Origin of the sequence: Trinickia sp. EG282A, assembly GCF_040965455.1 — a bacterium.
Lineage (GTDB): Bacteria > Pseudomonadota > Gammaproteobacteria > Burkholderiales > Burkholderiaceae > Trinickia > Trinickia symbiotica.
Genome location: NZ_JBFRCC010000006.1, coordinates 1 through 24437 on the forward strand (window position 1 = coordinate 1; position 24437 = coordinate 24437).

General features: G+C 62.1%; 26 protein-coding genes. 14 read left to right on the forward strand and 12 right to left on the reverse strand.

The window, feature by feature from the left end; genetic code table 11:
- Positions 1-303: 303 nt before the first annotated feature.
- Positions 304-570, forward strand: coding sequence for a VF_A0006 family four-cysteine protein (locus tag AB4Y31_RS26485; protein WP_368676609.1), 267 nt, complete (start codon positions 304-306; stop codon positions 568-570).
- 230 nt (positions 571-800) lie between these two features.
- Positions 801-2267 carry an alkaline phosphatase family protein gene (locus tag AB4Y31_RS26490; protein WP_368676610.1) on the forward strand — a complete coding sequence of 489 codons (1467 nt, stop codon included), beginning with the start codon at positions 801-803 and terminating at the stop codon, positions 2265-2267.
- A gap of 50 nt (positions 2268-2317) precedes the next feature.
- On the opposite strand, the gene AB4Y31_RS26495 is transcribed toward AB4Y31_RS26490, so the two are convergent.
- Positions 2318-3499, reverse strand: coding sequence for a metallophosphoesterase (locus tag AB4Y31_RS26495; RefSeq protein WP_368676611.1), 1182 nt, complete (start codon positions 3497-3499; stop codon positions 2318-2320).
- 253 nt (positions 3500-3752) lie between these two features.
- On the opposite strand from AB4Y31_RS26495, the gene AB4Y31_RS26500 reads away from it, so the two are divergent.
- Both AB4Y31_RS26500 and AB4Y31_RS26505 read left to right on the forward strand, forming a co-directional pair.
- The gene (locus tag AB4Y31_RS26500) at positions 3753-4094 is read left to right on the forward strand and encodes a hypothetical protein (RefSeq protein WP_368676612.1); all 342 of its coding nucleotides are present in this window, start codon (positions 3753-3755) and stop codon (positions 4092-4094) included.
- A 165-nt stretch (positions 4095-4259) separates the two neighbouring features.
- The gene (locus AB4Y31_RS26505; RefSeq protein ID WP_368676613.1) at positions 4260-4850 is read left to right on the forward strand and encodes an alpha-ketoglutarate-dependent dioxygenase AlkB; all 591 of its coding nucleotides are present in this window, start codon (positions 4260-4262) and stop codon (positions 4848-4850) included.
- Positions 4851-5164: 314 nt separating this feature from the next.
- Here AB4Y31_RS26505 and AB4Y31_RS26510 read toward each other — a convergent pair whose 3' ends face one another.
- Positions 5165-5530 carry a DUF3564 family protein gene (locus tag AB4Y31_RS26510; RefSeq protein ID WP_020566378.1) on the reverse strand — a complete coding sequence of 122 codons (366 nt, stop codon included), beginning with the start codon at positions 5528-5530 and terminating at the stop codon, positions 5165-5167.
- A gap of 537 nt (positions 5531-6067) precedes the next feature.
- Here AB4Y31_RS26510 and imuA point away from each other — a divergent pair.
- Both imuA and AB4Y31_RS26520 read left to right on the forward strand, forming a co-directional pair.
- Positions 6068-6775, forward strand: a complete 708-nt coding sequence (imuA, locus tag AB4Y31_RS26515) for a translesion DNA synthesis-associated protein ImuA (protein WP_368676805.1) — start codon at positions 6068-6070, stop codon at positions 6773-6775.
- The gene (locus AB4Y31_RS26520; protein WP_368676614.1) at positions 6705-8174 is read left to right on the forward strand and encodes a DNA polymerase Y family protein; all 1470 of its coding nucleotides are present in this window, start codon (positions 6705-6707) and stop codon (positions 8172-8174) included. Before imuA ends, AB4Y31_RS26520 begins: the two co-directional genes overlap by 71 nt.
- 143 nt (positions 8175-8317) lie before the next feature.
- Here AB4Y31_RS26520 and AB4Y31_RS26525 read toward each other — a convergent pair whose 3' ends face one another.
- Entirely contained in the window at positions 8318-8569 is a 252-nt protein-coding gene (locus tag AB4Y31_RS26525; RefSeq protein ID WP_368676615.1) for a hypothetical protein, read from the reverse strand.
- Between the two features lie 66 nt (positions 8570-8635).
- On the opposite strand from AB4Y31_RS26525, the gene infA reads away from it, so the two are divergent.
- The 3 genes from infA (at position 8636) to AB4Y31_RS26540 (ending at position 9772) form a co-directional block, all read left to right on the forward strand.
- Complete coding sequence (gene infA, locus AB4Y31_RS26530; protein WP_018442286.1) at positions 8636-8902, forward strand: translation initiation factor IF-1; 267 nt, start codon at positions 8636-8638, stop codon at positions 8900-8902.
- Positions 8903-9204: 302 nt separating this feature from the next.
- Positions 9205-9495 carry a hypothetical protein gene (locus tag AB4Y31_RS26535; protein WP_018442285.1) on the forward strand — a complete coding sequence of 97 codons (291 nt, stop codon included), beginning with the start codon at positions 9205-9207 and terminating at the stop codon, positions 9493-9495.
- Between the two features lie 61 nt (positions 9496-9556).
- Positions 9557-9772 carry a hypothetical protein gene (locus AB4Y31_RS26540; RefSeq protein WP_368676616.1) on the forward strand — a complete coding sequence of 72 codons (216 nt, stop codon included), beginning with the start codon at positions 9557-9559 and terminating at the stop codon, positions 9770-9772.
- Between the two features lie 61 nt (positions 9773-9833).
- Here the strand turns inward: AB4Y31_RS26540 and AB4Y31_RS26545 are convergent, their stop codons facing one another.
- The 3 genes from AB4Y31_RS26545 to AB4Y31_RS26555 form a co-directional block, all read right to left on the reverse strand.
- A complete protein-coding gene (locus AB4Y31_RS26545) occupies positions 9834-10058 on the reverse strand; it encodes a hypothetical protein (RefSeq protein WP_083925718.1) in 225 nt (74 codons plus the stop codon).
- Between the two features lie 193 nt (positions 10059-10251).
- Complete coding sequence (locus AB4Y31_RS26550) at positions 10252-10455, reverse strand: cold-shock protein (protein ID WP_018442283.1); 204 nt, start codon at positions 10453-10455, stop codon at positions 10252-10254.
- Positions 10456-10756: 301 nt separating this feature from the next.
- Positions 10757-11581, reverse strand: coding sequence for an SH3 domain-containing protein (locus AB4Y31_RS26555; protein WP_368676617.1), 825 nt, complete (start codon positions 11579-11581; stop codon positions 10757-10759).
- Between the two features lie 424 nt (positions 11582-12005).
- Between AB4Y31_RS26555 and AB4Y31_RS26560 the strand changes: the two genes are divergently transcribed.
- Positions 12006-15155, forward strand: a complete 3150-nt coding sequence (locus AB4Y31_RS26560) for an error-prone DNA polymerase (protein WP_368676618.1) — start codon at positions 12006-12008, stop codon at positions 15153-15155.
- 117 nt (positions 15156-15272) lie between these two features.
- On the opposite strand, the gene AB4Y31_RS26565 is transcribed toward AB4Y31_RS26560, so the two are convergent.
- Positions 15273-15890 (reverse strand): glycine zipper 2TM domain-containing protein, encoded by a 618-nt coding sequence (locus AB4Y31_RS26565; protein ID WP_368676619.1) that lies wholly within the window; start codon positions 15888-15890, stop codon positions 15273-15275.
- Between the two features lie 407 nt (positions 15891-16297).
- On the opposite strand from AB4Y31_RS26565, the gene AB4Y31_RS26570 reads away from it, so the two are divergent.
- Positions 16298-16540, forward strand: a complete 243-nt coding sequence (locus AB4Y31_RS26570; protein ID WP_018442276.1) for a hypothetical protein — start codon at positions 16298-16300, stop codon at positions 16538-16540.
- Positions 16541-16670: 130 nt separating this feature from the next.
- Here AB4Y31_RS26570 and AB4Y31_RS26575 read toward each other — a convergent pair whose 3' ends face one another.
- Positions 16671-16961 carry a hypothetical protein gene (locus AB4Y31_RS26575; protein WP_368676620.1) on the reverse strand — a complete coding sequence of 97 codons (291 nt, stop codon included), beginning with the start codon at positions 16959-16961 and terminating at the stop codon, positions 16671-16673.
- 229 nt (positions 16962-17190) lie between these two features.
- Here AB4Y31_RS26575 and AB4Y31_RS26580 point away from each other — a divergent pair, with 229 nt between their 5' ends.
- The 3 genes from AB4Y31_RS26580 to AB4Y31_RS26590 all read left to right on the forward strand — a co-directional run bounded on the left by AB4Y31_RS26580 (position 17191) and on the right by AB4Y31_RS26590 (position 20278).
- Positions 17191-18306 carry a porin gene (locus AB4Y31_RS26580; protein WP_368676621.1) on the forward strand — a complete coding sequence of 372 codons (1116 nt, stop codon included), beginning with the start codon at positions 17191-17193 and terminating at the stop codon, positions 18304-18306.
- Between the two features lie 263 nt (positions 18307-18569).
- Positions 18570-19652 carry an NAD(P)/FAD-dependent oxidoreductase gene (locus tag AB4Y31_RS26585; RefSeq protein WP_368676622.1) on the forward strand — a complete coding sequence of 361 codons (1083 nt, stop codon included), beginning with the start codon at positions 18570-18572 and terminating at the stop codon, positions 19650-19652.
- 152 nt (positions 19653-19804) lie between these two features.
- On the forward strand, positions 19805-20278 hold the full coding sequence (locus tag AB4Y31_RS26590; protein WP_368676623.1) for a universal stress protein: 474 nt from the start codon (positions 19805-19807) through the stop codon (positions 20276-20278).
- A 76-nt stretch (positions 20279-20354) separates the two neighbouring features.
- Here the strand turns inward: AB4Y31_RS26590 and AB4Y31_RS26595 are convergent, their stop codons facing one another.
- From AB4Y31_RS26595 to AB4Y31_RS26610, 4 genes are all read right to left on the reverse strand, one after another.
- A complete protein-coding gene (locus tag AB4Y31_RS26595) occupies positions 20355-20660 on the reverse strand; it encodes a hypothetical protein (protein WP_018442272.1) in 306 nt (101 codons plus the stop codon).
- A 225-nt stretch (positions 20661-20885) separates the two neighbouring features.
- Positions 20886-22679 (reverse strand): chloride channel protein, encoded by a 1794-nt coding sequence (locus AB4Y31_RS26600; protein WP_368676624.1) that lies wholly within the window; start codon positions 22677-22679, stop codon positions 20886-20888.
- Positions 22680-22701: 22 nt separating this feature from the next.
- A complete protein-coding gene (locus AB4Y31_RS26605) occupies positions 22702-23118 on the reverse strand; it encodes a MarR family winged helix-turn-helix transcriptional regulator (protein WP_018442270.1) in 417 nt (138 codons plus the stop codon).
- Between the two features lie 98 nt (positions 23119-23216).
- On the reverse strand, positions 23217-24389 hold the full coding sequence (locus AB4Y31_RS26610) for an HPP family protein (protein WP_368676625.1): 1173 nt from the start codon (positions 24387-24389) through the stop codon (positions 23217-23219).
- Positions 24390-24437 lie beyond the last annotated feature (48 nt).

A 24437-nucleotide genomic window follows, 5' to 3' on the forward strand; every position in this document is an offset into this window, starting at 1 on the left:
GTTGGTACCACCCCTTCCCATCCCGAACAGGACCGTGAAACGACTCCACGCCGATGATAGTGCGGATCCCCGTGTGAAAGTAGGTAATCGTCAGGCTCCCCAACCCCATCAAACCCCCGCCAGCTCTTGCTCGCGGGGGTTTGTGCTTTGGGGCGTCGTTCAATGCACATCACGACACGAATAGCCGTTGGGAAAAGTCTTGATATCAGCGCCGATCGAGAATGGCATAAGGGCCCCGCGCTAGACTGGGGCCCAGTCAGCTCTCGGAGACTTACGTTGCGTAAAGTATTTTTGGTCGTCGCGATGTTGTCGCTGCCCTCCGTCGCCGCCGCATACGGCGGCAACTCCGCCTACGATCAGTGCGTGCTGCAGTCGTTGCGCGATAGTTGGAACAGCGCCGCATCCATGTTGATACAACAGTCCTGCGACACGCTGTACCGCAATGGCGCGCTGCTGTTACCCCGTGAGCGCGCGTTCCACGAGTGCATGATTCAAGCGCTGCCGGGAGTCAGAGACGACTTCGCGATTCAGCAAATTTCCGCGGTTTGCCGTCGGCGTGGCGCGATGTGACGTCAGCAGCGCGAGCTCGATTTAGCAGCCGTCCTATTCGACATTGGCTCCGCACCTTCGGGAGCCGTCTATTTGCATCCTCTCGCGGCAAGCGGAATGATTTTTGCGCCGCCTTCCCGTGCCGACAGCGGAAATATCCTTCGCTGCCGGGCCGTTTGCGGTCGATTCCGGCGTAGCCGGTCGCCAGCGCCGCACGACGGCTAGCTGACCGGCTGAATGGAGGCAAAGAGATGAACAATGTCTCAGCGCATCGCGGTTTCGATCGCCGCAGCTTCCTTGCCGGTATGGCCGCAATGGCCGGTGGCATCGTGCTTCCGGGCTGCGGAGGCGGCAAGCAAAACACGCCGAACGGTAGCGCGCCGGCTCCTTCGATCGGCGATGTGCCGTCGCCCAATGCAGGTGACCGCTACAGCCTGCCGCGGCCGTCGCTCCCCGATCCTGCCGCGTCGAACGTCGACTTCGTCGTACTCGTGACAATGGAGAATCGTTCGTTCGACCATTTTGTTGGATGGGTGAGCGGAGCTGAGGGAATGCCGGCCAACCTGCAATACAACGACGCATTCGGTAGCCCGCAAACGCCGTTTCTGCTTTCGGCGAATCAGTCATATGGCTACCAGGCGTGCGGGCATGCGCAGCCGGACCACTCATATCAAGGCGCGCGAACTCAGCTTGCATCAGGCGCGATGAATGGCTGGCTCCTCACGCCCGACACGAACAAGACGCGTGGCGATCTCTACCCGATCGGCTTCTACGGTCAGTCCGACCTCGATTTCTTCCGCGGCGAAGCAAGCAGCTATGCGGTCTGCGACTTCTATTTCAGCGGACTCCTAGGCCCTACGTTCCCGAACCGCATCTACCTCCATAGCGGTGCGACCGATCGCCTGACCGACAGTACCGACAAGTGCACGTTGCCGACGATCTGGGATCGTTTTGCGGATGCGAAAATCAGCGCGAAGTACTACTTCCATGACGTGCCGATCGTTGCGCTCTATGGCGACCGATACGTCGGCATCTCGCGGTTGTTCTCCGACTTCCTTTCCGACGCCAAGGCCGGAACGTTGCCTTCATTCTGCATGGTCGACCCGAGCTTTATCGGCGAAGATGAAGGCACCGCCGACGACGACCACCCGTTTGCCGATATCCGCAATGGTGAGGTGCTCTTGGGTCAGATCTACGATGCATTACGCACAGGACCGAACTGGAACCGTACGTTGATGATTATCGTCTACGACGAATACGGCGGATTTTTTGAGCACGTGGTCCCGCCCATCCGGCCCATCAGCAACGCCGAGCTGGCGCTCGGCAACGACGGACGGCTCGGCTTTCGTGTCCCGTGCGCATTGCTCGGCCCACGCGTTGCGGCGGGCACGGTCTCGCGATATCCGTTCGATCCAAGCTCGATCCACGCACTGCTGCAATGGCGCTTCGGGCTGCAGCCGTTAGGCGTCCGCGGTAGCGATCCGGCGACGTTCAACCTCGCGTACGCGCTCGAGTTCGGCGTCTTGCCCCGCTCGGACGCGCCTCCCATCGCTGTGACGCAGGGCACATTCGGCGGATTGTGCGCGGGAGCGACGCAGCCCTCGTCATCGAGCTCGCCGTCAGCGATCGACAAATCGCAGTCGGCCGTCAGCGCGATGCCCGGTAGCATGGTCGAGTTGCGGGCCAGGGCCGATACCCTCGGGTTCCCAAAGCCGTAGCAAAGGTCTCCTCGCATAGACTCGCGGTGTCTTTCTCGGAGCGCTGGGCTCTAAGCCGTTTGAGCAAGCGATATCGCCGGCTCGGCCACGAGTCGGATACGCGTGATTTCGGAAGGCGCCCCCAACCGCTTGGGCGGTCCCCAGTAACCCGTTCCGCGACTCGTATAAACCCAGAGATTATCGATCCGTGCAAGACCCGCGGTGAACGGCTGCTGCAATCGTACAAAGAAGTTCCATGGGAAGAACTGCCCTCCGTGCGTATGTCCGGACAACTGCAACGTATAGCCGAGATCCGCGGCGGCTAACGCCGTGCGCGGCTGATGCGCAAGCAGAACCTTGACGCAGGCTTGCTCGGGTGCGTTCTCGATGGCGGCCGCCGGATCGCTGCGATGCGTCCCATTCAAATGTCCCGTCGAATAGTCGGTCACGCCCGCGACGACGAATGGCGTTTCGTTGTGCTTCAAGACGACATGTTCGTTCAGCAGGACTTTTAAGCCCATACGCCGGAACTCGGCAATCCACTCGTCGGCACCCGAGTAGTACTCGTGGTTGCCCGTTACCAGGTAAGCGCCATACCGCGCGCGCAGACTCGCGAGCGGCTGCGCATGCTCGGCAAGCTGCTCGACGCTGCCGTCGACTACGTCGCCGGTAATCGCCACGAGATCGGGCTCGAGGCGATTGACCTCATCGACGATCGCCTGAACATAGCGTTGCTTGATGGTCGGTCCCACGTGAATATCGCTGATCTGCACAATGGTGAGGCCATCGAGCGAGGCAGGAAGATCGGCGATCGGCACTTCGATGGTCACGACCTTTGCGCGTCGCCGCGCATTGACGAAGCCAATCGCGGTAGACAGCAGCGCCAGCGCAGGCACTGCGACGGCCGTATCGATGCGCCACCTGTCGAGCGATATCGTTCGAGGCAACAGTGTGTCGACGGTCAGCAGCGATGCAATCGTGAGGTCGCGCACGATCGTGATGACGAGCAGCGACGAAAAGAAGCCCATCGCAAGAAGGCCGACCCACGCAAGCCTGTCGGCAAGCGGTTGGCGCTCGAGGCGACGAGCGAGCATGCCCAGCGGAATCAAAAAGCATGACGACACGAGCCATATCGCGGCGAGCATCTTGACGGGCAGGCCGATCGGCCATTCGGGGATGAGCCGGAACCCGACATAGACGTGCAGCAAGACCCCGATAACGATCACGCGGACTAAGAAAGAGGAGCGGCGCATAGAGGGCAGGGGAACTACGCAGTGACAACAGCGCGGTACCGCCGAAACATATCAATGGGACTTGGAATTGTACAGACGGCATCCGTTGTTTGCCGGTCGCGCCCCGGGCCCAGTGGAACCAGTTTCATCGCGGGCTACACCCGGTGGGTGCGCGGAATTCTTTGTCCTGCGCGTCGATCTAACGATCGATGGTTGGAGACGCATTCGTGATTCGAATCCAGCGTGGCTGTCAGCCGCGCGCGGGAGGAGGCGAATGATGAAAATCAACAAATTGCCGCATTGGATGCATACGTCGCATCGCCCGCATCCGCCGCACCACCTGGGCTACGAGGGTAGCCATGTCAGGTTGCCGCTCGTCGGGCTTTCCGCCATGGCCGTCGGCCTTTACTACCTGGTGCGCCACACCGACTTGCTCGACATCAGCCGCACTACCTTGTTCTACGTCGCAATGGTGTTCGTGGCGCTCGGGATCGCGGGGCTTTTCGGGGTGGTGGGCGCTTGGCTGCGCTATGGCGCCGACGAGGAAAGCGAAGGGTTTTGCTTCATCGGTGCGCTGATCGGCGCGGTGGTCTTTTACATCGCGCTATTCGCATAGTTCGGGTCCTTTTGGGCATCGCGCTATCTTCGCTCGAAGCGTTCCAGGTAGTCGCTGCGGGAAGGGGCTGTTTCTCCGCAAGCTGCGGGAGGCGCATCCACGCGCCAAGGTATAAAGTTTGTTGCGATTCGACCGGCACCCGGTCGTGCCACTGGTTTCATTCAGATGATTGAAGACATGTTCGGCGGCGCTCCCGAGCCCGCCGTGGACTGGTATCCGCATTGGCTGAAGCCCGAAGACGCGGCGCGCGCGCTCCTGGATTTGGTCGACGAGATTGCATGGAAACAGGACACGATCGGCACGCCTGGCGGCATCAAGCGTTTGCCGCGCCTGACAGGCTGGCAGGGCGATCCGGGCGCCGTTTACGTCTATTCGGGCATTCGCAATGAGCCGCTCGAGTGGACGCCGACCGTGCTCGAGCTGAAAGCCGCGGCTGAGGCGGTAACGTCCGCGATCTTCAACAGTGTGCTCCTGAACCGATACCGGAGCGGAGACGACAGCATGGGCTGGCACGCCGATCGAGAGCCGGAGCTCGGGGAAGAGCCGGTCATTGCTTCAGTCAGTCTCGGTGCGGCGCGCCGGTTCGATCTGCGACATAACGCAACAGGGGCGATGCGCAGTTTCCAGCTGACGAGCGGCAGTCTTCTCGTCATGCGCGGGCGCACGCAGGCGGAGTGGCGGCACAGAGTGCCGAAGGCGCCGGGTCTCGTCGGCGAAAGGATCAATTTGACGTTCCGATTCGTCACGCCGCGCTGAGCGATCGAGTCGGCCGGCCCGTTCCGCGCCGTTCGCCCGCGGCAGCGCGAATTTCTTAGAAAAATTATAAGAAGTTTATGCGCATAACGAGCGCGAGGATGAAGGGCTGTTCGCGCGGTTGCCGCGCTACAAAAGAAAGCGGCCCGCCGACGCAGTGTCGAGCGGGCCTAAGAGGGTTGGCCTCGAGATAGCCAAGGCCGACTATACCAATCGCAACGCGCCGTGGGGCGTTTCGTAACGAACCGTAAAAAGATTTCCGCCTTCGGCGCGTCGACGGGGCAAGGCTGCCTCGTCGGCGACCCAACCCGAACGCTTCAACGCTGAAACGGAAATACGCTGTTTTCGGGCCGAGTCGTTTTCCTCTCGACGGCTTGCAGCCGCCATAGCCCGCCCATCGGCGAATGCTTGCTTGTGCACGACCATTCGGCAGCGCCTTGCGCGGCAGCCACTCCTCGATCACGGTCGACACGCAGGCCGCTCAATGTGCATACCGGAGTATCCACGCTATGCGGGAAAAGTTTGATGACGCCATTTTCGTCACGGACGTCCCCCCAAGCGGGGAGGTCGATCCCGTCGTGGGATTCTCTTGACCAGACATGTTCTTCTGTATCGAGCCACAACACGGCGTAATCGTGATTGACGGTAGGATCGGGGCCGTTTATCAGAATCGTGAGTCTCATTGAATTTCGCTCCAGAGGGATGGTACTGCTGGACTCCTCGCTCTGCTGTTTGTGTTCGCCTTGCCTGCTTTTATGCGGTCCGCTGATTGCAAGGTGAGAGATACCACTTTAGGCAACTTCCACCGCGGATGCCACTATCTGGTGCCTAGGGTGTTCCCTCGTGGCCTGCTCGTACCTGGTTGGGTGTCGCATTGCTGATCATGCGCGTTCTCATTTCCCGTGCGATGCGGCTCTTTGACGCAGCAGCCGGAAGGACCGGCTAGGCTTGAAGAACGCGGATAGTAATTAGGAGTCCGAAGTAAAAAATGGAGTGAAGCGAGGAGGGACGCTGAGCGAAGTTCGCGTCATCAATTTCATTAGTAGAGCTAACGATTCATGGATGGACGGCCAATGTACTTGGCTATCCCTGCAATGAGCCGCTGGCGTTGCACAGGGTCTCCTCTCCGAGGCAGCTAAAAAGTGACTGTTCGGATCGCCGCGAAAGCGTGTAGGATACTGTATATGCATACAGGTTTATCATACTTCACCTATCCCCCGATGTCTGTCGCGATCATTCATCCTGAGGACGTGCATCCGTCCCTTTGGCGCGCTTCCCAGCTGGCTCGGGGCGGTATGCGCACGATCGATACGGGCTACGCCGCGCTTTCGGCCGAGTTGCCCGGCGGCGGTTGGCCGCTCGGGGCGCTCGTGGATTTGCTGATCCAGCAGCCGGGAGTGGGCGAGATGAGGCTTTTGCGTCCGGCGCTCATCGCGCTTGCCAAGCGCCCGCTTGCGCTCGTGCAGCCGCCCCATCTCGTCAATGCACCTGCATTCGCTTATCTGGGCGTGCCGCTCGAACAGCTGTTTCAAGTGCGCGCGCCGAAAACGGCGGACGCGCTCTGGTCGGCCGAGCAGATATTGCGAGCGGGCACTTGTGGGGCGCTTTTGCTCTGGGCGTCGCACGTGCCGACGGCCTCCTTACGGCGGCTGCATCTCGCGGCCCAGTCGTCCGAGACATTGTTCGTCATGATGAGGCCGCTTACGACCGCCGAAGGCGCTTCACCGGCTCTGCTGCGGCTGGCGGTACGGCCGCAAGGGGAGGGCATCAGCGTCGAAATCGTGAAACGACGAGGACCGACGCGTGCCGAGCCCGTATCGATTCCTCTGCAACCCAGTCCCATTTTGTTCAGCCGTCATGCGCGTATTTCTCGCCGTCAAGCTGCACCGGCTCGAATTGGAAGTGTTCCGGCCGAAGTGGTGGCCTGAGCCGGCATCGGGTGCGGTCGTGTTCGAGAAGGAGAAAGTCGCCGTCGCTGACGATGCGGCGCGCGCGGCGGGCGTGCGTTCCGGGATGCGGCGCGGCGGCGTGCTGACGCTCGCACCCGGCGCCGAACTCTACGAGCGCGATATGATGAAGGAAGCATCGGCGCAGCACGAAGTCGCAACGGCATTGATGCGGTTCTCGCCGGAAGTCGGCATGACCCGGGATGCGACGATCGTGCTCGACGTGAGCGCGAGTCTGCGGCTTTTCGGCGGTATCTTGCGGTTGTGCCGGCAAGTGCGCGGCGTCCTCGGCGATCTGGGGCTCAGTGCGCGCGTGAGCGCCGCGCCCACGGGGCAAAGCGCATGGCTGCTTGCTCAGCAGGGCAGGCGGCGTTTTCTGAAAATGCGCTCGCTGGAACGGGCGCTTTCCGCACTGCCGTTCATCATGGTGCCTGAGTTGCAGCCATTCGCCGACTGGTTCATCGGGCTTGGTTGCGACACGATTGCCGACGTGCGCCGTCTGCCGCGCGCCGGCCTTCAACGTCGTTGCGGCGCCAGCGTGCTCGAGTCGCTCGATCGTGCGTTCGGCATCGCTCCCGAGATTTTCGACTGGCTGGTGCCACCGCCGACATTTGCCGCGCGTCTCGAGTTACCCGATCGCGTCGAGCATGCCGACGGCATACTGTTCGCCGCGCGCCGTCTTGTCGCACAGTTGTGCGGCTGGCTCGTCGCCCGGCAACTCTCGCTATCGGCGGCGACATTTTTCCTCGAGCACGAACGAGGCCGGACGGCGATTCCTCCAACGATGCTCGATATCGCCCTTGGCGAGCCGACGTGGCGAGAGGATCATTTGATCCGGCTGCTCAAGGAGCGGCTTGGGCGGTTGGAATTGGCCGCATCGGTGATTGCACTTCGCCTCGAAGCGACTGACGTGGCTCCCGCCGCACCGGCATCCGAAACGCTGTTTCCCGAACCTGGAGGCTCCGCGCAAGACCATGCGCGACTTCTCGAACTGCTCGTTGCTCGTCTTGGGAACGAGAACGTGCTGCGAGCGGCACCCGTGGCCGACTATCGACCGGAAGTCGCGAATCGCTGGCTATCGGTTCACGAGAATATCAAAGCGGCGTCCATGCCCAATGTATTGCCGCGCCCCATATGGCTGCTCGAAAAACCGGTGCGCTTGCTCATGCGCCAGCATCGCCCGTTTTATGGGTCGCCGCTGAGGATCGTGTCACCGGGCGAGCGCATCGAAGCGGGATGGTTCGACGGCGAGCTCGTGACGCGCGATTACTTCGTTGCTCAGGCGGAAGACCGGAGTTGCTACTGGATTTATCGAGAACGGGTCAGCAGTCGCGATCCGGAAAAGGAGCCAAGTTGGTTCCTTCATGGGCTTTTTGGATGACCGTCGGTCGGCATCGATACGAAAAGGCCGCGCCCAGTTCAACCGACGCCAACACCATAAGCGAAACCACGGCTCATCGGGGCGTCGCCTCATCGTCGGCACGCATGGCTGCGTTCGGTTACAATACAGCCTTGGCTCGCTGCCTACGGCGCAAATAAGACACGCGTCGGTTGGTCGCGAATCCTCCTTTGACTGATATCGCCCAGTGAGGCCGGCGATAGCAGCGACGTCTGGAGTGCACGCGCCGCTTCCAATCGAACTGGATCGCGGTCGCCACGATTGCCCATCCCCTCGCGCATGGTTCGCCGCTGATCATGGCGGTGTTCGGCACTTCCAGAACGACGGGGCCGCCCATCAAGCCCCATCTTTTCCACTATCGCGAGTGTGTCGATCATCGCTCGCGGCTTCTTCCCCAGCGAGGCATCTAAACCGATGTCCCGCCATTTGAACAGGAACCTTCAATGGCAAAAGAAGAATTGCTCGAACTCGACGGTATCGTTGACGAAGTGCTGCCGGATAACCGCTACCGCGTCACGCTCGACAACGGCGTTGCGGTGGGCGCGTATGCGTCCGGCCGTATGCGCAAGAACCACATCCGCATTCTTGCGGGCGATCGGGTAACGCTGGAACTCTCGGTGTACGACCTGACGAAAGGGCGAATCAATTTTCGCCACAAGGACGAGCGTAGCGGCGGGGCTACACAAAGGACCGCATTTCGCCGTCGTTGAGTGGCAGTACGAAGCGGCCTGCCCGCGTCGCGGGCGCCATCGTGCTACGCGCATGTCCGCGCTCTATTGGCGCCCGAAGGGTCGAAGAACTTTTGCTGTACAAATCCGGCCATGGGCGTAGCATGAACTCGTTGATCGCCTCCGGCCGTTCCTGGTGCCTCCCGAGTCGCCTTTCCAATAGAACCCGGGCCGCTTACTTTCATCGCAGGCAAAACGACTTAACCAATCGTGTGCAGACTGACTTCAGTCGCTCACACTCCGTCTCCGTTCCGCCGCTGGTGATGCGGCCTTAGAGGTGCCGTATGACAACAGGTTTTCGTCTCTACCGGGGGCTGGAGATATATCCGCTGGTCTATCCGCATCGGGCCACCGAGCCCGGGTGCGCGCATAACTACGATGAAGGATTCGACGCCGCCGTACGCATTCAGGAGCCAGGAAGTTCGGAAGGGATGTCGCGTAGCCGGGTATTCAGGCTTGCGGTTGCGCAACCTTTTCAGAACGCAGGCGACGCGCGACGTGCATCGACCGCATATGCGGAGCGCCTCATCGACACCTGCCCTCAGGACACGAACGTCCTCGATCTCGAGTTGTAATTCGATTGTTCGAGACACTCGGCAACGATCGCGACCGCAGGGCAACAGGCAAGGAAAGCAGATGCACGCCCATTCAACGCGATTTATCATCGATCCTACGCCCCGTCGGGCCGACGGCGAGTACATTGCCCACGCCCGCATCAGCGCCAACCGTGCGGACGGCATCCTCTATGACATCGAACTAAGCGGTGATTTGGCGGGATTCGACGTACGCGAAGACGCGATTGCCTATGCAAAAAGCTGGGCACAGGAGTGGCTGGCCGCGCGCTTCGGCTGAACGGCTCACTGCATCGAAAGACGAACCCGTATCGTTAGCTGCACGGACCGATGGCGTCTGATCAGCCGCGCGTATCGATCCAGTCCCGTGCCCATCGGTCTGAATAACCGAGTGCATCTGCTTCGCTGCTGAAATATCCGAGCGAATAAAACTCGTAGAGCGGCGAACCGCAACGGGCATCGGACCGTGTCAGCGTTACGTTCGAGGAGAAGCAGCCGTCAGGCAGACAGTGAGCAGACGGCGAGACGGCATAGCCGCGGTATTGTCTGGTGGCAGAAACTTGCATTGAGACTGAAGGAATTGAGCATGAGTGTAGGACTGCGCCTTCCCGAAAAGGGACGCTGATCTGTTCGGATCGGAGGACAAGCCTCGAGAGGGGAGGATGCAGACTGCGAAGCGCCTTGCTCGACCAAAAAACCGGCCGGGGCGCCGATGCGGCGGGGAGCGTCCGCTGCCGGAGCTGCGGACGCCTGAACGAATTAAAGCGGCTTGATGTTCGATGCCTGAAGACCCTTCGGGCCACGCTTCGTCTCGAAGCTGACCTTCTGGTTCTCAGCCAACGTCTTGAATCCGTTACCCGAGATCTCGGAAAAATGCGCAAACAGGTCGGGGCCGCCCGCGTCAGGAGTGATGAAGCCAAAGCCCTTGGTTTCGTTGAACCATTTGACGGTACCGGTATCCATGATGAATCCCTCAAAAAATAAAATTGATCAATCCCGTCCAGCTTTGCGACGGGGAAGCTTCAAGAGGGAGAAAGAGGACAACGAACTCCGCGCAAATGGCGGACATGAGACGAGCACCAATTGAACTTCCTGAATACTTCAGCCACGCACGATACGCGGATAGTCCGGGCCCGTCAACTGATTTTGCGATGCCAAAGCTCGCGATCTGCCGGACAGATCGATTCGATCGCGCGCGCGATTTCGCTATTGGGCGCCGTCGGTCCGCGGCTGCCCATCCCTTCAGAACGACAGCGAAAGAGCGCTAGTGATTCGACTGCCCCGGAGCTTCCTGGCGTTCCCCGCCACGGCCGCCAGCTTGGACGCCTCGCTCTTCGAAGCGGCCGCCGGGCGCCGCCATGACACCCGGGGCAGGGCCGGGCCGCATTTGCGGGCCGCCCGTCGCACGCGAGGGCGGTTCTCCGGCCTGAACGCCGCGCCCAACCGGAGGCTGAGGTTGAACCTGGGGTCGGGGCTGTGGTTGTGGCTCGACAGCGCGTGGCGACGGCTGCTCCATGGGGCGCGCATATCTGGGCTGAGGTTCACCCTGGGGCGGACCGCCGCGCACCGGAGGCGGGGCCACTCCAGGAGCACGTCCATATGTCGGCGCCTCACGCTCCTCGGGCCGCGGCACCGGCGGTCGGTCGATGTCCCGGCGCTCGGGTGGCCGGACACCGCGCTCCGGCCGTGGATGGTTGGCCCAGCGCTCTTCATCGTGGTACCAGGGCCGATCGCGGTAATGACGGCCCCAATAGGAATCGATCGAGAACGCGACGATAGGCATTCCGATCGTCGCGCCGTAAGTCATGACCGGAACTTCCGTACCCTGGTACGGATAGCTGAGGTACCCACCATAGGCCCATCCGCGCAGGCCGGGCGCGGCGACGTCGCACCAGCTGTAATCCTCGACGCAGCCCAGCACCGTCAGCTCCGAGCCCTCCTGCACCTCAGCGACGATGGGGTAGTCCGGAGCGGCGTAGATGTCGATCGGAGCGTTCGTATAGGCCTGCGTTTGTGCAGGCGCAGTGCCGGATAGCACCAGCAAGCCGACTCCGGCTGCGACGGCTCGAATGGCGAATTGCCTTTGCATGATGTTCCTCCCTGGTCTGATTGGTCTTTGCTGCTTTGGCGAACGGTGTGCGCTTTTTTCTCGTCTGGAGAGGCAGCGCGCGCTTCACCGATTGTTTCGTCTGCGTTAAACAATGAGCAAGTTCCGTGCTTTTACAACGGCTTGCAGCCGCCAAAGATCGGTGGTGTGGGGCTCAGAGACACCGGAAGCGCGATTCCCGGGGAACGGTTGACCCTAAAAATTCCAATTCACCTCAGGCCTTTTGAGGTGTACGATACTGTACGGATATACAGCTTCTTCTTTCGCTTTTTTGATGCCCCTCGAAGTCATTCGCTCGCCGTTGCGGCGAGCCTCGCTGCATGCACGAGGCCGCGATCGCGCCGTGAGGCGGGCGATCCGGCGGTGCTCATGCGGGTTCCTTCATGGGTTGTTCGGATGACGCGCGATGGATACCGTTTTCACCGCGCTGCCGGCCTACGCCGAGCTCTTTTGCTTTTCCAATTTCACGTTCCTGCACGGTGCCTCGCATGCCGAGGAGCTCGCTGAGCGTGCCGCGCAACTGGGCTACGCGGGTCTCGCGATCACCGACGAATGTTCGCTCGCAGGCGTCGTGCGCGCGCACGACGCGGCGAAAGCGGCCAATCTGCCACTCGTCATCGGTTCGTACTTCAAGCTCGTCAACGCCGACGGGTCGCCGGCATTCGGTCTCATCCTGCTTGCGCAGAACCGCGAAGGCTACGGCAACCTCTGCGAGCTCATCACGCTCGCTCGAACGCGTGCGCCGAAGGGCGAGTACCGTCTGACGCCGCAAGACCTCGCCCGGCCGGACAAGCAATACGGTCATTTGCGCGGCATGCCGGACTGCCTCGCGATTCTCGTGCCGGATTTTCCGGCGAAGGAAGCCGCGCTGCACGAGCAGCTTCGATGGCTCGAGGAGGCTTTTCCCACGAGAGCCTGGTGCGGGCTCGTACTACACCAGCGCGCGATGGACGATATCCATCGTGGCGTGATCGAATTCGTCGCCGACGAGTGCGGGGTGCCCGTCGTCGCGCTCGGGCATGTGGTGATGCATGTGCGTTCGCGCAAGCTGCTGCAAGACACGTTGACGGCGGCTCGTCTCGGCAAGCCCGTGCACGAGTGCGGCTACGATCTCGCGCCCAATGCCGAGCAGCATCTGCGTCCGCGTCTGCGTCTCGCCAATCTGTATCCGGCACGCACGCTCGAGGAGACGACGAATATCCTCGCGCGCTGCGCGTTTTCGCTCGACGAGCTTCGCTACGAATACCCTGACGAGCTGGTGCCCGACGGAATGACACCCGCCGCGTATTTGCGGCAAGAAACCTACATCGGCGCGCATCGGCGATTTGGGCAAGGCATTCCGCACGAGGTCCAGCTCCAACTCGAGCACGAGCTCGAGCTGATTGGCGAGCTCCGGTACGAGCCGTACTTCCTGACTGTTTACGACATCGTCCGCTTTGCGAGAAGCCAGGGCATTCTTTGCCAGGGAAGAGGTTCCGCGGCCAACTCGGCGGTCTGTTATTGCCTCGGCGTGACGGAAGTCGATCCGGAACGCGGCAATATGCTTTTCGAGCGCTTCATCAGCAAGGAGCGTGGCGAGCCGCCCGATATCGACGTGGATTTCGAGCATCAGCGTCGCGAGGAGGTCATTCAGTACATCTATTCGAAATATGGCCGGGATCGTGCCGCGATCGCGGCCGCGGTATCGTGCTACCGGCTGCGCGGTGCGCTGCGCGACACGGGCAAGGCGCTTGGCGTCGATCCGCAGATCGTCGATATGGTCGCCAAGTCGCATCAATGGTTCGACGGCAGACACGATTTGCTCAAGCGTTTCGAGGAGTGTGGATTGAATCCCGAAACGCCGCTGATACAAACCTGGGCGACGCTCGCGATTCAATTGCTCGGCTTTCCTCGCCATTTGTCGCAGCATACGGGCGGCTTCGTCATCAGCAAGGGCAAGCTGTCGCGTCTCGTGCCCATCGAGAATGCCGCGATGCCGGAAAGGTCCGTCATCGAATGGGACAAGGACGATCTGGAATCGTTAGGTCTCCTGAAGGTCGACGTGCTCGCGCTCGGCATGCTGTCGGCGATCCGCCGCACGCTCGATTTCGTCTCCGAGAAGCGCTGCGAGCGGTTCGAAATGCAGGACATCCCCCCTGAGGACGCCGCAACCTACGAGATGATCTCGCGCGCTGACACGGTCGGCGTATTCCAGATCGAGTCGCGCGCTCAAATGTCGATGCTGCCGAGGCTTCAGCCGCGCAAGTTCTACGATCTCGTCATCGAGGTCGCCATCGTGCGTCCAGGGCCCATTCAGGGTGGGGCCGTTCATCCCTATTTGCGGCGGCGTCAAGGGCTCGAGCCCGTGTCTTATCCGAGCGACGCCTTGAGGCGCGCGCTTGCGCGCACGTTGGGCGTGCCGATTTTTCAGGAGCAGGTGATGCAGATCGCGATTCTCGCCGCGGGTTTTTCCCCCGGCGAGGCCGATCAACTGCGCCGAGCGATGGCAGCCTGGAAGCGCAAGGGGGATCTTGGGAAATACTACGATCGCATCGTGGGCGGCATGACGTCGCGTGGCTACGACAAGGCGTTTGCCGACAGCATCTTCGAGCAGATCAAAGGCTTCGGCGAGTACGGTTTTCCCGAAAGCCATGCCGCGAGCTTTGCGCTGCTCGTCTATGCGAGCAGCTGGTTGAAGCGCCACGAGCCCGAAGCTTTTCTCGCCGCGATGCTCAACAGCCAGCCCATGGGGTTCTATTCCCCATCGCAGCTCGTGCAGGATGCGCGACGTCACGGCGTCGCGGTTCTGCCTGTCGATGTCGCCATCAGCGATTGGGATTCGAAGCTCGAGCGAATCGACGGCACCGTGAAACCGGCGGTCCGGCTCGGTCTCTCTTTGCTGAAGGGCATGCGCGACGGCGCCGCCGAACGAATCGAGGCCGCTCGGGCGGTCCGTCCGTTCGAGAGCGTGCACGATATGGCGCGGCGGGCGCAGCTCGATCGTCACGATCTGCAAGTGCTCGCGGCAGCCAATGCACTTTCCTCGCTTGCCGGCAATCGTCGGCAGGCATTGTGGCAGTCGGTCGCCGCCGTGCCCGACAAGGACATGCTCGAGCGCGCCGCGGTGGACGACGGCACACCGGAACTCGGTACGCCGTCGGAAGCCGACGATATAGTCGGCGATTACCGGTCGATGGGATTGACGCTAGGACGTCATCCCCTGGCGTTGCTACGGCCGCGCTTGCAGGAAAAACGGCTGATGCCGGCCGCGGTCTTGCAGCGCTACCCGAACGGGCGTCTCGCTCGCGGATGCGGCATCGTGACGGTTCGCCAGCGGCCCGATACGGCCAAGGGCGTCATCTTCATCACCATCGAAGACGAAACCGGCAACGTCAATGTCATCATCTGGCCGAAAGTGCTCGAACGGCAAAGGAAGGAAGCGCTCGGCGCTTCGCTGCTCGGTGTGCTGGGGGTATGGCAATGCGAAGGCGAAGTGCGACATCTCGTGGCGCACAGGTTGATCGATCTCTCGCATTGGCTCGGGGAATTGCCTGCGTCCAGCAGGAATTTTCATTGAGACGTTTTCCGCTCTTCGGTTCTTCTTTTCTTCGGGATCACGGAAGGTCCGCCTGCCCCGAGCGCGGGGCGGCGGGTATCAAGCGCACCTGCCCGCGCAGGCCCGCTTTACGATCGCTCAATACCGCGAAAGCTGATTGCCGTCGATCCTTACGCGATCGCCGGGGCGCAGATCGCCCGGCGTCTGCATGTCGAATGAGCGTCCCGAGCCGTCGCTCAATCGAACGTCGACGCGATAGCCGGCGGGTTGCCCCATCTGTTGCCCGATCTGGTTGCCCGCTACCGCGCCGCCCAGCGCGCCGACGACGGTCGCCGCATCACGGCCGTGACCTCGCCCGATCTGATTGCCGAGCACGCCGCCGACGAGCGCTCCCACGAGCGTTCCGGCTACGCCCGAGGGGCTCGTCGCGCCGCCGATCGGGCGAATCGCCGCGATCGTGCCGTACTGCGTGCTGTAGCCGCTGCCGGGCTGAGCGTAGGAGGGATCGGAGTATCCGGGTTGCCCATATTGAGGTTGCCCGTACTGAGGCTGCGCATATTGCGGTTGCCCATAGGCGGGTTGTTGCACGTAAGCGGGTTCAGCGTACTGCGGTTGCGCGTAGGCAGGCTGCGCATACTGTGGCTGCGCGCCATACGTTCCGTAGGAGCCAGGTACGACGCAGGCGGAAAGGGACAAGGCGGCGCCGGCAACGAGAGGAACGAGCAGGGCGGTTTTAGTGAAGACGAGGCGCGTCATCGGTTTTCGATAAGAAGTAACGCTCGCGGAGCGCGGGTAGGGCCTGTTGCGCAACGGAGTATAGGGAAAGCCGTTTTGACTGTATGCAGCGTGCGGGTAACAGACTGTAAAGTCTGTTGCGGCGACGATGAGCGCTGCAGGCGGCGCTCCAGCGTCGATGGGTGACGCTAATGACTAACGTGCTCCACTCATGAGGGGAACAGATATTTCGGAGTCCCGATCATCGGTGCCTCGAGTGCGAGCGTCCGGTCTACTGAACGCCGTAACCCCGGCTTTGCATGCAGTTGCCCCATGAGCGCCAGTAAGTCGTCATCGGTGGCTCGGGGGGAGGCAACGGAGGCATTTTGGTTTCACTTGCGTTCCCTGTTGCCATCGACGGCCCAGACGCCGCTCCTGGAGCCGATGCCATGGGTGCCGCCGATGCCGCTGTTCCCGACTGGCTTGCGCCTATGCCGGCGCTCGCGCCGGAAGCAGCGGTCGGTGCAGCCGCATTGGGAGCCGCCGCGCTGGCCACGCCGGTACTCGCAGGCAAAGGTGGCGCCGATGTGCCGCGGCCTGCATCGGACGCGAATGTGATCGGTGTCGTGCGCGTCGGCGTCTGCGGTTGCCGCGCGATGTCCACGTTCGTTTCCTTTTTCGCCTGCGCATAGCACAGCGCCTGGTCGATGGCTTGCTGGGATGGCGTCTGGCTTCGCATCGGATACGTGACCGGTCTTTGCGCCCACGAAATCGCGGGCGCGATAGTCACCAGGAGTGCAATGCCAACCCGAAAACGGACGCTCATTGGTTTGTGATCTTCGTTCGATTGAGGGATACCCAGTGCCGCCAACCGGCGGTGCCGACATTCGACGTCTCTTCTGAGCATACCCATAGGATCGGCATGGCGCGCGAGAGAGTATCGTCACCATCCGCCAATTCGCGGCGCCCCTTGCCGTTCGAGACAGAACCGGTCACATCCTCCGGCGTGACAGCCGTATTAAGCACCTGTTGCAGTTTTGCAACCTTTTGCTCGTCGCTGGGCGCGCCGACAAACGGGGATCGATTAAATCGGCGCGCTGGGTATATTTGCATAATTCAATAGAATCATTGACATAGCGGGCGCCCCAGACAAGTTCCTTTCAGCTAGCGAAATAATGTATTGCGTTCTACACGTATACCCTAACTAGGGTCAGCCCGTAGACTCGCGGCTCGTAGGACGGTTTCCGCAGGGGATTCACTTCGCTCGCCCAAGGGCGGCGAGGCAATGCGGCCGTCTGTCGGAAGTCTGGCTCCAGGCCAGTTGTCATAGAAAGGCACTCTCATGAAAAAAACCCTCATTGTTGCCGCGGTCTCCTCGTCGTTCGCGGTTGCCGCACATGCACAAAGCAGCGTCACGCTCTACGGCGTGCTCGATGCGGGCATCACGTATACGAGCAATGTCGGCGGTCACTCGAACTGGCAGCAGACGAGCGGCGGCATCGACCAAAGCCGCTTCGGTTTGCGCGGCGCGGAGGATCTCGGTAACGGTCTGAAGGCGATCTTCACCCTCGAAAGCGGCTTCAACCTCGGCAACGGCAAGTTCGCCAACAACAACGGCATGTTCAATCGCCAGGCGTTCGTCGGCCTGTCGAGCAACTACGGCACCGTGACGCTCGGCCGTCAGTACGATGCGGAACAGGACTTCCTCGCGCCGCTGACGGCAACGGGCAGCTGGGGCGGCACGTCGTTCGCACACTTCGGAAATCTCGACAACCTCAACACGAACGGCGGCTCGGCCGTGAACAACTCGATCAAGTTCACGAGCGCGAACTACTCCGGCTTGCAGTTCGGCGGCACTTACGGTTTCTCGAATCAGACCGGTTTCAACAACAACCGCGAGTACAGCGTCGGCGCGGCCTATCAATTCCAGGGCCTGCGCATCGCAGCGTCGTATGCGCAAGAGATCAATCCGTTCAGCACGACCGGCGGCGCGACGGATAGCTCGTTCGCAAACTCGGCCTTCGGCCTCTCGAGCCTTGGCAACTTCCGTCTGCGCACGTACGGTGCGGGCGCGAGCTATGCGTTCGGCCCGGCACAGGTCGGCGTCGTTTGGACGCAAGCGCGTGTCGACAACGCTACCGCGATCCCGCTCTCGCTTCGTCAAAACAACTATGAAGCCAACGCCAAGTACAACTTGACGCCGGCGCTGGGTCTCGGCGTGGCTTATACCTACACGAACCAGAACGTGTCGGGCGTGAGCCAGCACTTCCATCAAGTCGGCGCTCAGGCTGACTACTCGCTGTCGAAGCGCACCGATGTCTACGCGCAGGTCGTCTATCAGCGCGCTTCGGGCCCGGCTGGCACGACGGCTTTCATCTACAACCCGACCACGGGTAGCGGCTTCTCGAGCTCGATCAACCAGACGGCCGCAACCGTCGGCTTGCGTCACCGCTTCTAAGATGCATCCGATCGCTCGATCGTAGACAAAGGCGCCGCTTGCGGCGCCTTTTTGTTTGACGTTTCTCCCTACTGGGGAATGGGCCACTGCATGAACGGCGGCCGCTGCCTCGTATACTGCGTTCATTCGCGACGATATCGCCGTATCGCGCTCATCGCCATGTATCGGCTGTGCGAGGGCGAGTAGTCCATGCGCGGCAAGGCACGCGTCGTGCGGGAGCGCATGCATCGTCGCATTTTGTCGAGAACCGTGGAGAATCGAGCGTGAACGAGGCAAAGTCCCCCGAAACCGGCAATCCGATACGAACCGATGTCGTCATCGTCGGAGCGGGGCCCGTCGGCCTGTTCGCCGCGTTTGAAGCCGGCGTGATCGGATTGTCGTGCCACCTCGTCGATGCGCTCGGTGAAGTCGGCGGCCAATGTATCGAGCTCTATCCGGAAAAGCCGATCTTCGATATTCCGGCTGTTCCTGTCTGCACGGCGCGTGAGCTCGTCGAGCGGCTGATGGAGCAATGCAAGCCGTTCGCACCGCCGATTCATCTCGGTCAGCGCGTCCTGCATGTCGAGCAACGCGGGGAAGACAAGCGCTGGCTCGTCAGCACGGAGCAAGGTCTGAGATTCGACGCGGCGGCAATATTACTTTCCGCGGGGAATGGTGCATTCGTTCCGCAACGCGTGGCACTCGAACAAGCCGAGGCGCTGGAAGGGCGGCACGTTCACTATGCTGTGCGGCAACGCTCGACGTTTGCCGATCAACGCGTCGTCGTCGCCGGCGGCGGCGATTCGGCGCTCGATTGGGCCTTGGCATTGCGTGGCGTGGCGAAGCGCGTCACGCTCGTTCATCGACGCGAGACGTTTCGTGCGGCTGCCGCGACGGTGCAGGAAGTAAAGAACGCCGCGGCGGCGGGCGAGCTCGATCTGATCATCGGCACGATAGCTGCCCTCGATGCGCCGGGCGGCAAATTGCGATCCGTCGAAGTAAAGCGGATCGGTGGGCCGGTCGTCATCGACGCCGATCATCTGATCGCGCTTTTTGGCCTCGTCGCGGAGCTCGGTCCGATCGCGCGATGGGGGTTGGAGACGCTTGGCGGGCGCGTGGCCGTCGATACGTCGAACTACGAATCGTCGAAGCCCGGGATCTTCGCCGTCGGCGATATTGCCGTCTATCCTAACAAGCAGAAACTGATCCTCTCGGGCTTTCACGAAGCCTCGCTCGCGCTGCGCAAGGCCTATACCTATGCGTTCCCCGACAAAAAGCGCGTGCATGTGCATTCGAGCTACGACCAAAAGCTGTCCGAGCGGATCCTCGGCGCCGAGGGCGTGGCCGCCCATGCAGAGGGGCATTGAGCGAGCGTGCGCACGCACACGCTCGGCCCGTCGAGTCGAGCATGGCGGCAGTTGTTCCCGGGCGGGATCCCAACCATACTGCCTCATGCACCGGACGTTCGCGAAGCGTAGCGTTGCGCCTGGCGGACGCCGTTCTCTAATGGAGGCGTCTCATGTACAAGCGAATCTTGGTGCCAGTCGATGGCAGCGAAGGCGCGTTGCATGCACTCGATAGAGCCATCGAGCTTGCGCGGTCGCTGCATGCGGAAGTGCAGGCGGTGTTCGTGCTCGTGCATCCGGCGCAGCTCGTCGATATCGGCGGTGCGTATGTCGAGGAAATGCCCCCCACCGATACGACGAGCCGCACGGCAACGTCTGTTCTCGATGAGGCGCGCGAACGCTTCGCGCGCGCGGGCGTGGTGGGGACAGTCCGAGCGATCGATTCGTACGGAGACAGCATCGTCGCTGTCTTGAGGCGAGGCATCGACGAGTTTTCGGCCGATCTCGTTGTGATGTATTCGCATGGTCGCCGGGGATTCAGGCGGCTCCTTGCCGGCAGCGTCGCCGAATCGTTGCTGCGCGGTACCACCATCCCGTTGCTATTGCTGCGCGACATTACCGAAGAGGAGGAGGGCGCCGCAAGCTGAACCTCTGTGCGCGGCGTGCTCCTTGATCGGCCTTGTGCCCGGGTGCGCTCGTCCGCCGCTCCAGGCGCGGGCGAGCTTAGCCTGCCCGGGAGCGAAACGTCGCGGCAGCGGGCCGCACGACTACCGACACGCGGCGACACAGCAATGCACGGCGGTGCGCGCGTCGTGCACGCACCGCCGCGCTACGCGGGACTGGTTGCTTCGTTGCGCGCTCAGCGTCCTCGCGCTTCGCCGATTCCGCCAGCGTTGCCGCCTTGATCGAATCGGCGAATCGTTGCAGAGCGGAGATCGAACCGCTGATGCTGTGGTAGGTCTGGCTGCCGATGCGTGCGTCGAGCAACACCTGCAAGCCTGATTGTGTCGCCAGTTCCAGAATGTTCATATTCGGCCTCCCCGTTTGCAGCCGGCACCGCGTGAGCGCGGGCGCTTTGGCCTCTTTCTCGACCGCGCTTGAGCCAATTGTCAGACTTGCCGGGTACGGCGAATGTGCGATGGCTAACGGCAATCGTCCGCTTACCCACTGAATCGCGTCTGATCGGTGCGTTCACCCACCCAGGACGAGCAGCGCGTCCCGTCGTCATGGTTCCGGCTTCATTCGCGCGCCGTCCTACGACGTTTTCCTCCGTGGGAGCCGAGAGGGGCGCAGCAGAGTCAGCCCGCGAAATCGCTCTCTCTTGTGTTCTTCCTCGAAGTGAGCGCGAGCCGGCTTGACGAGGTCGCTTCGTGCGACGATGCCCACGAGTTCGAGCGAGTCGCGATTCGCGACGACGGGTAGCCGTTCGAGGCCATGCACGGCAAGGCGCGTTGCAACGAGCCTGCAGGTTTCGTCGGCGAGCGCGACCGGTGTCGAGCGGCCAGCCAGTGCATCGCCGAGCGTCAGATCGGCCGTTCGCTCGCCGTGCTCCGCGTTCAAGGCCACGACCGTGCCGCGATCGACTACGCCGACGAGTTTATTGCCACGTACGACCGGGTAAGCGCGATGCGACTGACTCGCGCCGAAGAACGTCTTCAGCGCTTCGTGCGTCGTGAGCGACGCATCGATGGTTTCAACGCTGCGTGTCATCACTTCCTCGACGTAGTGACGTTCCAGCGGGTCGACGCCATATTCGCGATAGATGTGATATCCGCGCCGCGCGATCTTCTCGGTCATGATGGAGCGCCGCATGACGACGGTGGTAAAGCCGTGGGCGACGAGCGTTGCCGTGAGGAGCGGCAAGAGCGCGTTGCTGTCGTGCGTCAATCCGAACGCAAAGAGAATGGCGGTCAGCGGCGCGCCAAGCGTGGCGCCGAGCGTCGCGGCCATCGAGACGAGTGGCCACAGTGTCGGCTCACCGCCCGGCAGAATATGGCCGAGGACGACGCCGAGCCCCGCGCCGAGCATGAGCAGCGGCGCGAGCACACCGCCCGACGTCCCGGAGCCGAGCGCGATGACCCATACGATCGCCTTGACGACGAGGATCGCGACAGCGATTTGAATCGACAGGTTTTGATGCAGCAGATCGCCGATGACATCGTAACCGACGCCCAGGACGCGCGGCTCGATAAACCCGCCGATGCCGATGATGAGGCCGCCGAGTGCGGGCCACCACATCCAATGCAGCGGCAGCTTGCCAAAGAGGTCTTCCGTCTTGTAGAGCGATACCGACAGGCCGCAAGCGAGTGCGCCGCTGCCGAGCCCGAGAATCGCGCACGACGCGAGCGAGATCGCATGAGGCGCGGCCGTCTGCAGCGGAAAAAGCGGCCCGGCGCCGAACCATGCGGCGCGCACGAAGCCTGCCACGGCGCACGCGAGTGCCACCGGCAAGAAGCTGCGCGGGCGCCATTCGAAGAGCAGCAATTCGACGGCGAGCAGCACGGCCGCGACCGGCGTGCCGAACACGGCCGTCATGCCCGCCGCCGCGCCCGCGACGAGCAGCGTCTTGCGTTCGGCCGCCGTCACCTTGAAGCATTGCGCGAGCAGCGAGCCGAGCGCGCCGCCGGTCATGATGATCGGACCTTCGGCGCCGAACGGCCCGCCGCTGCCGATGACGATGCCCGAGGAGAGCGGCTTCAATACGGCCACTTTGGGCGACATGCGGCTCTTGCCGAAAAGGATCGCTTCTATCGCTTCCGGAATGCCGTGACCGCGAATCTTTTCCGAGCCGAAGCGCGCCATGAGGCCGACGACGAGACCGCCGGCGGCGGGCACGACGATGACCCAGGGCCCGAGCGCGTTGTACGCCGGCGAATGATCGTCGAACGAGAACGTCCCGTAAAAAAACAGGTTCGTGAACAAATGGATCAGATGAAGCAGCACGTAAGCCGCTACCGTGCCGAGCACGCCGATGACCGCGGCCAGCGCGCAGATGGCAGGCAAGCGCGCATTCGCGGAAAAGTCTCGTTTGTGAATATCGACGTTCATTGCTTCTCTGTTCGTATACCGGTTAAAGATCGATTTGCGGCACGTTGAACGTGTCCTTCAGTGAATTCAATTCGGCGCGGTGTAGCGCCGCGAGGCGCGCGAGGATGGATTCGCCGGCCTTCAGCAAATGGACTTCCATCTGCCGCCGATCGACCTCGCTCTGCCTGCGCTCGACGAGACCGATGGCTTCGCAGCGGGAGACCAGCGCCACGACACCATGATGCTGTGCCTGCAGGCGCTCCGCCAACTCGCCGATCGTCGCCCACGCGCGGCCCGGATAGCCTTTCACATGGAGCAGCAGCAGGTACTGCAATGGCGTGATACCTTCGCTTTGTGCCGCACGCTCCGAAAAGCGTTCGAATCGGCGCATCTGATAACGGAACTCTGAAAGCTGCTCGAAATCTTCTTTGTCGAGCGCGCGCGAAGCAGGGTTTCTCATTTTCGGCCGGAGACTGTTCAAAAGGGCCGGAAATTATATCACATTGTGATATTTTGACCCTGGCGTGGCCATCGAGGCGCAATGCTCTGCACATGAGATCAGGCGCGGGCCAGCTTTAGGCGTTGCGTTTGCGTTTGAGTTTGCCGATGCAGGCCGCCGATCAGGTCCGATTGCGTGATCATGCCGGCAAGCCGCCGATCGCCATGGAGCACAGGAATATGGTGATGGCCGTAATGCGCGAAGAGCGGGATCAGCTCCGCGACGGGCATCGACGCATCGACAGTGCAAACAGCCGGTGTCATCAATTCGCCGATACGTCGGGTGGCGGCGCCATCACGCCTGAAGGCGGCGAGCCCGGTGCGAATGCGGCGCAGGCCGAACGGCGTACGGCCGACGAAATCGGTTCGCGTCACGATGCCGACGACGCGGCGTGCATCGTCGATGACGGGCAAGGCCTTGATGCGATGTCGCTCGAGCAGGCGCCAGGCGGCTGCCGCTGTTGCTTCGCGCGATACCGTCACGACGTTGCGCGACATGATCTGATCACAGGTCATATCGCTGAAGCTCCGTGCGTAGGCGAGCAATTGCGCTTCATGCACGAGAGACTGCAGGTCGTCGGCCGCCACGTCGATCCATTCGCCGCGATGCCGAACGATCGCCTCGATATCGGCGCGCGTCACGCCGGCACGCATATCGTCCCGTCCAGAGGCGGCGTTCGCGCCGGCTCGGCCAACATGTGCGTGCGGATAGCGATGTCCTGTCAATCCGTGATAGACGATGGCCGCACCGAGCAGAACGATCGATTGCAATCCGATCGGCTCCAATACGAAACGAAAGCCGAGCGCATGGATAGTCGGGCCGCCGAGCACCGCGGTCAAAGCGACGGCGCCTGAAGGGGGGTGCACGCAACGCAGCGCGAACATCGCGCAAGTGGCCATGGCGATCGCCAGCGCCGCTGCCGCAATCGGATTCGTGAGCCAGTGCGACGAGAGCACACCGAGCGTTGCCGCCACGAGATTGCCGCCCACGAATGACCAAGGTTGTGCCAGCGGGCTCCCGGGCACGGCGAAGAGCAGCACGGCCGAGGCACCCATCGGCGCGACGAGAAGGGGGATGTCCGCCTGCGAGCCGAGGAGCCAATACATCGTCACGCCCGTTGCTCCGATGCCGATCAGTGCGCCGAGACAGGCGCGAACCCGTTCGCGCCATGCAACGGCGATGGGATGCGGGGCAAAGCTCTGAAACCAGCGGGCAACGGCGAGGCGCGACACGGTTTAATCCGATGAAACGAGTGGGATGTCCGAACAGGGGTGATGAGC